4 protein-coding genes are annotated in these 7238 nt (G+C 64.8%); 2 read left to right on the top strand and 2 right to left on the bottom strand.

What is annotated here, in order from left to right; all coding sequences use genetic code 11:
* Positions 1–181: 181 nt before the first annotated feature.
* Positions 182–1084, bottom strand: a complete 903-nt coding sequence (locus LJ738_RS19585) for a lysophospholipid acyltransferase family protein (protein WP_227788041.1) — start codon at positions 1082–1084, stop codon at positions 182–184.
* Positions 1081–1950, bottom strand: coding sequence for a hypothetical protein (locus tag LJ738_RS19580; RefSeq protein ID WP_227788040.1), 870 nt, complete (start codon positions 1948–1950; stop codon positions 1081–1083). Before LJ738_RS19580 ends, LJ738_RS19585 begins: the two co-directional genes overlap by 4 nt.
* Positions 1951–2139: 189 nt before the next feature.
* Between LJ738_RS19580 and LJ738_RS19575 the strand changes: the two genes are divergently transcribed.
* Positions 2140–2556, top strand: coding sequence for a hypothetical protein (locus LJ738_RS19575; RefSeq protein WP_227788039.1), 417 nt, complete (start codon positions 2140–2142; stop codon positions 2554–2556).
* Positions 2557–2703: 147 nt separating this feature from the next.
* Complete coding sequence (locus LJ738_RS19570; protein ID WP_227788038.1) at positions 2704–7212, top strand: CusA/CzcA family heavy metal efflux RND transporter; 4509 nt, start codon at positions 2704–2706, stop codon at positions 7210–7212.
* The last annotated feature ends 26 nt before the right edge of the window (positions 7213–7238 follow it).

Below are 7238 nucleotides of genomic sequence, written 5' to 3'. Positions count from 1 at the left end.
AAACGACCCGAGTGCTTTTTCGCCTGGTTCCAATTGGGAGCTACTTTAATCTGGTTAAAAACTGTTCACACACCCTAGTCACAACTCAGAGTTGGTCGCAAAGAGAGGAAGGATTGCCGCGCTGCGCTCGCAATGACAGGTAGTGCGCAGGAACACCTTACCGGCCCGGCCAGCCCCACCCCTACCGCTTGTGCTTCCAGCGGCGGTGCGTCCACAGATACTGTTCGGGCGCGGCTTGAATATCTTTTTCCAATTTCCGGGCGAAGGCTTCCATAATAGGCGCATCTCCAGTGGGCAGCGGGGAGGTGCCGTCGTAGAGCTCCGTAAACTCGAACTCGTAGTAGCCCCGGCGCCGGCGCCGAATGCCGACGTAGAGCACCGCACAATGAAAGCGGGTGGCCAGGCGCTCGGTACTGGTATAGAAGCCGGAATCCTGGTTGAGAAACTGGGTCCAGTAGGGCCGGTCTTCGGGCCCCGCGGCTTGGTCCGACACCAGACTCAGCAAGTGGGCTTCGCCCCGGTGAGCTACCATTTCGCGCATCACGTAGCTCATCGGCACCAGGCCGGCGCCGGTGCGGGAGCGCACAAACCGCAGGAATTCTTCAAAAAACGGGTTGCTCAGTGGCTTATACACGCCATCAATGGGAGCTGCCAGCCACAGGGGCCCGGCCGCCAGCACCCACTCCCAGTTGCCGGCGTGCGAGGCCAGCCCAAGCACCGTGCGGCCTTCGGCAAAGTGCCGGTCTGCTACTTCGGGGTTTCGCATTACCATGCGCTGCCTCAGCTCCATCGGCGGCATGGCCGGGAGCCGGATTATCTCCACTACTACTTGCGAAAAGTGCCGGTAGAACGCTTTGCAAATGCGCTGGATTTCGGCTTCTGGTTTGTCGGGGAAAGAATTGCGCAGGTTTTCCAGCACCACCCGCTGGCGGTACCGCACCACGTATGCCAGCAGCAGATAAACTCCATCGGCCACCACATACAGTACCGACAGCGGCAGGTGCGCGAGCCCCAGCAGCAGCCACCGCAGCGGCACATAAGCCCAGGAATACGGACGCTTCGGCGCTTTTACTCCCTCGCTCATCGGGGTACGGCAGCGCCGGCGGGCGCGTATTCAGCAGAGCTGCGTGCGCCAATGGCGCGGTGCCCGGCCAGCAGCTTTTTATTGCCTGGGCCACCATACACCTCCACAAATAAGGTGAAAGGCCCATCGGGCAGCGGCCCGAGCGGCAGCTGGCCCACCACGGTGGTGGGGCGGCCCGACTGAGACGTAAGGGTGGCGTCGGCATCGGCGGCCGAGCCATCGGGCGTGGTGAGGTGGTAGTGTACGCGCAGGGGCTGGCCCACGGGAGCGTTGTGCAGCTCGGTGTAGAAGAAGATATTATCGGCCCCGCGGCCGTAGACGCCGCCGGGGGCGCGGGTGAGGCGGTAGCCGCCACGGGCAAAATTATCGTCGCCCCCGCTGCGGGCCGCAGGGCGCGAAAGCAACACCACATCGGTCAGAAACGGGCCGGTGGGCGCTTCCAGCACCAGCGGCTTTTCCACGGTGGTTTCGCCGCCGGCGCTACGATACTGGTCCTTCACGGTGCCGCGCAGGGTGTAGTTTCCATCGGGCAGCATGATGCGCTTGAGGAAGCTTTGCGGGTTTTTGATGGCGATAGTAGTGTCGTTGAGCACAGGCGGCTTCAGCGTCACCACCTCGTGGTAGGCCGATTTGCCGTCGGCCTTCAGAATATCGAGCGTGACCGTGGCCGCCGACTGAAACGCCTTGGGCGCCCGTTGACGATAGGTGAGCGACTGCGTGGGCACCGTGACGTAGATTTCAACCTCCGCTCCCTTCTCAACTTTATTCAGGTTACGAAAACGAGCTACATCAAGCAGCAGCTGGGGTGGGCCGGCTTGGGCAGCCAGGCCGACGATGGCAAAGAGTAAGGTCAGAAGGAAGCGCATGGGGCAAAAGTACGGTGGGGAGAAGTTGAGCTAGGTGCAGCGAGTTGTCTTACGTCCTGCAGAATCGGCGGAGCATTTCTTCGGCGCAAGTAAATTGCGGCAGCGATGCTTCGCCGGTGCCAACAGCACAGCCCAAGCCCCTCGCCACTCCTTTAAACATTTACCGTGCCGGCTCGTTTAGCTCCTGTTATGCGTAGTGCTATCGCCGTTGTTTTGGGCTTTCTGATGCTGCTGGGCAGCTTCGTGCCCGAAAATGACCTAGGCGAATTGGCCAAGCTCCCGCAGCTGCTGGAGCATTACCAGTTCCATCACTCGCCAGCGGGCGGGGGCCTTACGTTCAGCCAATTCATAGTGGAGCACTACGGCGCCGGCACCAAGCACTACGCCGGGTGCAGCCTCTCGCCACGCCACCAGCAGGACCACCACAACCTGCCCCTGCGCTGCCACCACGGCTGCGGGGCGGTGGGTTTTGTAGTAGCGGCCGCCACCCGCATGGCATTCGAGGCGTGCTCCGAACTGGCCCTGGCTCCGGCCTACCGGGCGGCCCCGGCCGCGCGCTACGCCTGCTGTTTCAGCTCCTCGGTAGCTCAACCGCCTCGAGCCTAGCCCCGTTGCGCCCCCGGACGCAGTGTGCCCATACCCAAGCGGTTCCGGCGCCGCCTTCCGGCCCTTCTCCCCTTTTCGATTGGATTTCTACGCCTTCCCGGCCGGCTGTAAGCTACGCCCGGGCCAGGCGGCATTGCACCGACTTTTATGATTTCGGCAATTATCAATTTCAGCATCCGCAACAAGCTGCTGGTGGGCCTGATGCTGGCCGGGCTGGTGGTCTGGGGCGCATACTCGGCCACCAGCCTGCCGCTCGATGCCATTCCGGACGTCACCAACAACCAGGTGCAGGTCATCACCCAAAGCCCGGCGCTGGCGGCACAGGAAGTGGAGCAGCTGCTCACCGTGCCGCTGGAGCTGCAGCTGCGCACCATCCCTGGAGTGGCCGAAATCCGTTCCATCTCGCGCTTTGGGCTGTCGGTGATTACGGTAGTGTTTGACGAGCATGTGGACACCTACCAGACCCGGCAGCTGGTGGCCGAAAAGCTCAAAACCGCCGAGGCCGACCTTGGGCAGGGCCTGGGCGCGCCGGGCATGGCCCCCATCACCACCGGGCTGGGCGAGATTTATCAGTACACCATCAAGGCGCAGCCCGGCTACGAGAAAAAGTACGGCCTGGCCCAACTGCGCGACGTGCAAGACTGGCTGGTGAAGCGCCGCCTGGCCGGGGTGGCCGGCGTGGTGGACGTGAGCAGCATGGGCGGCTACGTGCGCCAGTACGAGGTGAGCGTGGACCCCACCCGGCTGGCCGGCGCGGGCGTGAGCATGGCCGAGCTCTACGAGGCCCTACAAGCCAACAACGGCAACGCCGGCGGCAGCTACTTGGAGCGCGGCCCGCGGGCCTTCTTCATCCGGGGCGAAGGCCGGGCCACCTCGCTGCAGGACGTGGGCAACATCGTGGTGAAGCCCGCAAACGGCCCCGGCAAAGGCGGCGCCCCCCTGCTGGTGCGCGACGTGGCGGCCGTGCGCTTCGGCCACGCCGTGCGCTACGGCGCCATGACCCGCGACGGGCAGGGCGAAACCGTGGGCGGCGTGGTGCTCATGCTGAAGGGCGCTTCTTCGGAGTCCACCATCAAAAACGTGAAGGCGCGGGTGGCCGAAATTCAGCAGACCCTGCCGCTGGGGCTGGTAATTGAGCCGTTTCTGGACCGCACCAAGCTCATTGACAAAGCCATTCACACGGTGGTGAAAAACCTGATTGAGGGCGGCATCATCGTCATCGTGGTGCTGCTATTGCTGCTCGGCAACCTGCGGGCCGGGCTGGTGGTGGCGGGCATGATTCCCCTGTGCATGCTCTTTGCACTGGCCATGATGAAGACCTTCGGCGTATCGGCCAACCTCATGAGCCTGGGCGCCCTGGATTTCGGCCTCATCGTGGACGGGGCCGTGATTATCGTGGAGGCCGTTATTGCCCACCTCGTGCTGGAGCGCGCCAAAGCTGCCCACGAAACCATGGACGACATCACCGAGGGCGTCACCAATCGCCTCATGCGCTCGGCCCTGTTTGGGCAGCTCATCATCCTGATTGTGTACCTGCCCATCCTCTCGCTCACCGGTGTGGAGGGCAAGATGTTCCGGCCCATGGCCCTCACGGTGAGCTTTGCCATTTTTGGGGCCATGCTCATGTGCCTCACGTACGTGCCGGCCGTCACGGCCTGGGCCCTGCGCAAGAACATCAGCGAAAAGCCCAGCATTGCCGACCGCATTGTGGGCTTTCTGCACCGGCGGTATGCCCCCGTGATTGGGGCGGCGCTGGGGGCCCGCTGGCTGGTGGTGGCCGTGGCGGTGGCGCTGCTGGGGCTGGGCGGCCTGGTGTTTTCGCGCATGGGCGGCGAGTTTATTCCCCAGCTCGACGAGGGCGACTTTGCGGTGAACGTGACCCTGTCGCCCGGCTCGTCGCTCGACGAAAGCATCCTGCTCACCAGCCGCATTCAGCGCATTCTGAAAAGCAAGTTCCCGGAAGTCATTCAGGTGGTGGGCAAAATTGGCACCTCGGAAATCCCCACCGACCCCATGTCGCTGGAAGATTCCGACCAGATGGTTATTCTGAAAGACCGCGCCGAGTGGACCAGCGCCCGCAGCCGCGAAGAGCTGGCCAACAAGATGCAGGCCGCCCTGGCCGGCGTGCCCGGCGTGAGCCTGGAATTCCAGCAGCCCATCCAGATGCGGTTTAATGAGCTGATTTCGGGCGTGAAGTCCGACATCTCGGTCAAGATTTACGGCGACGACCTCGACGTGCTCAAGGCCAAGGCCGACGAGGCGGCGGCCCTCATCCGCCCGCTGGCCGGCGTGGGCGACCTCAAAGTGGAGCAGGTTATTGGCCTGCCGCAGCTGCGCGTGACCTATGACCGCGCCCGGCTGGCCCAGCACGGCCTGCGCGTATCCGAGCTCAACTCGCTGCTGCAAACCGCCTTTGCTGGCCAAACCACAGGCCAGGTGTACGAGGGCGAGCGCCGCTACGACCTAGTGCTGCGCCTCGACTCGCTGCACCGCCGCGGCCCCGACGACCTCAACCAGTTGCTGGTGACGCTGCCCGGCGGCGGCCAGCTGCCGCTGTCCGAAGTCGCCACCGTGGCTCTGAAGCCCGCCCCTGCCCAAATCTCGCGCGACGACGCCCGCCGCCGCGTCAACATCGGCGTGAACGTGCGCAACCGCGACATCCAGAGCCTGGTGCAGGAAATACAAGGCAAGCTGCACCAGGGCCTGCACCTGCCGCCCGGCTACAGCGTGGCCTACGGCGGCCAGTTCGAAAATCTGAACCACGCCAAAGACCGGCTGGCGGTGGCCGTGCCGGTGTCGCTGCTGCTCATTTTCATGCTGCTGTTTCTGGCCTTCCACTCGGTGAAGGAGGCGCTGCTGATTTTCACCGGCATTCCGCTGGCGGCCATTGGCGGGGTGCTGGCGCTGGGGTTGCGCGGCATGCCGTTCAGCATCTCGGCCGGTGTGGGCTTTATCGCGCTGTTTGGCGTGGCTGTGCTAAATGGCATCGTGCTGGTGGCCAGCCTCAACGAGCTGGCCGCCGCGGGCGTGGCCTCGGTGCGCGAGCGGGTGCTGCGGGCCACCGAAGAGCGGTTCCGGCCGGTGCTGCTCACGGCATCCGTGGCGTCGCTGGGCTTTTTGCCGATGGCCTTGTCCAACTCGGCGGGTGCGGAGGTGCAGAAGCCGCTGGCCACGGTGGTCATTGGCGGGCTGATTACGGCCACCCTGCTCACGCTGGTGGTGCTGCCGGTGCTCTACACCTTTTTTGTGGATGACGACGAGCCAAGTCCGGCCGAGGAAGCTCAGGCTAGGCACGAAGCCAAGGTGCAGGAAGAGACCGGCGCCGCGGCCCTTCCCGCGGAAGCAGCCGCTCCCCTCATCGCGGCGCCAGCCGGGACTGGTCAGGGCGGGACACAACGCCCACCCGGCTCGAAGGGCACCAGCGCGCCGGGCGCTTCGGCCGTTGCCATCGTGCTGTTCTGCGTTGCAGCCCTGCTGCCAAAGATTGGGCTGTCTCAGCCCACCAAGGCCCCGGTGAGCGGGCCGCTGAGCCTCTCGCAGGCGCTAAGCATGGGGCTGGCCCAGAGCCCGCTGGTGCAGGCCGCCAACCTGCAGGCCCAGCAGCAGGCCGCTCTGGCCCGCACCGGCTTCGACCTACCGCGCCTGACATTCGACTACCAGTACGGCCAGATTTCCGGCCCCCTGGCCGACCACAGCTTCAACATCATGCAGCAGTCGGCTTTCCCAACGGTGTACGCTGCCCAGCGCCAGGTGCTGCAAACCACCGCCGAGGGCGCCGCCATCCGGGCCCGGGCCCAGCGCCGTGAGCTAAGCCGCAGCATCCGTTCGGCCTACTACGGCCTGCTGGTGAACTACCGCCTCGTGGCCCTGCTGCGCCGACAGGACAGCCTCTACCGCCGCGCCGCCCGGGCCGCCACCATCCGCTACAAAGTGGGCGAAACCAACCGCCTGGAGCAGGTATCGGCCGATGCCCGGGCCCGCGAGCTGCAAAACCGCCTCGCCACCCTGCGCTCCGACCTGCTGGTGCAGCGCCGCCAGCTGGCCCTGCTCCTGGGCCAGCCCAACCTGGCTGATATTGACACCACCGCCAGCCCCCGCGCCACCCTGCTGCCCGCCGACACCGCCGCCCTCACCCCCGCGGCCAACCCCACCCTCGCCCACTACCAGCAGCAGCTCGCCCTTAGCCAGCAGCTCACCAAGGTTGAAAAGCTCCGCCGCCTGCCCGACCTGCGGGCCGGCTATTTCAACCAGACCATCAACCAGGAAAAAGGCTTCCAGGTAGCCCAGGCGGGCATTGCGGTGCCGCTGCTGGGCCGCGTGCAGCACAGCCGCATTGCCGCCGCCAAGCTGGGCGAGCAGGCGGCCGAAGTGCAGCTGGCCTACGCCAACACGCAGGTTGGCACCCAGCTTAATACGCTGCGCCAGCAACTGACCCGGGCCCAGGCGTCCTTGCTGTACTACGAGAATTATGGCCTGCCCCAGGCCCGGCTCATTCTGACCACCGCCGAAAAAAGCTTTCGGGCCGGCGACATCGAGTACGTCGAGTACGTGGTGAATACCCAGCCCGCCTGGCAAATTCAGGAAGCCTACTTCGAACAATTGCGGCTATCCAACGAGCTGGTGGCCAACCTTCAGGCGCTGAGCGGCACCGATTGAGCTGGTTAATCACCTTGCTCACGCTG

Source organism: Hymenobacter plasmatis, from assembly GCF_020711255.1.
GTDB lineage: Bacteria > Bacteroidota > Bacteroidia > Cytophagales > Hymenobacteraceae > Hymenobacter.
This window is presented reverse-complemented; position numbering and strand designations above follow the sequence as displayed.

Bases quoted from the DNA above. Each gene is read 5' to 3' on its own strand.
- LJ738_RS19580 (WP_227788040.1), bottom strand. From the start codon at position 1,950: ATGCGCTTCCTTCTGACCTTACTCTTTGCCATCGTCGGCCTGGCTGCC.
- LJ738_RS19570 (WP_227788038.1), top strand. From the start codon at position 2,704: ATGATTTCGGCAATTATCAATTTCAGCATCCGCAACAAGCTGCTGGTG.
- LJ738_RS19585 (WP_227788041.1), bottom strand. From the start codon at position 1,084: ATGAGCGAGGGAGTAAAAGCGCCGAAGCGTCCGTATTCCTGGGCTTAT.
- LJ738_RS19575 (WP_227788039.1), top strand. From the start codon at position 2,140: ATGCGTAGTGCTATCGCCGTTGTTTTGGGCTTTCTGATGCTGCTGGGC.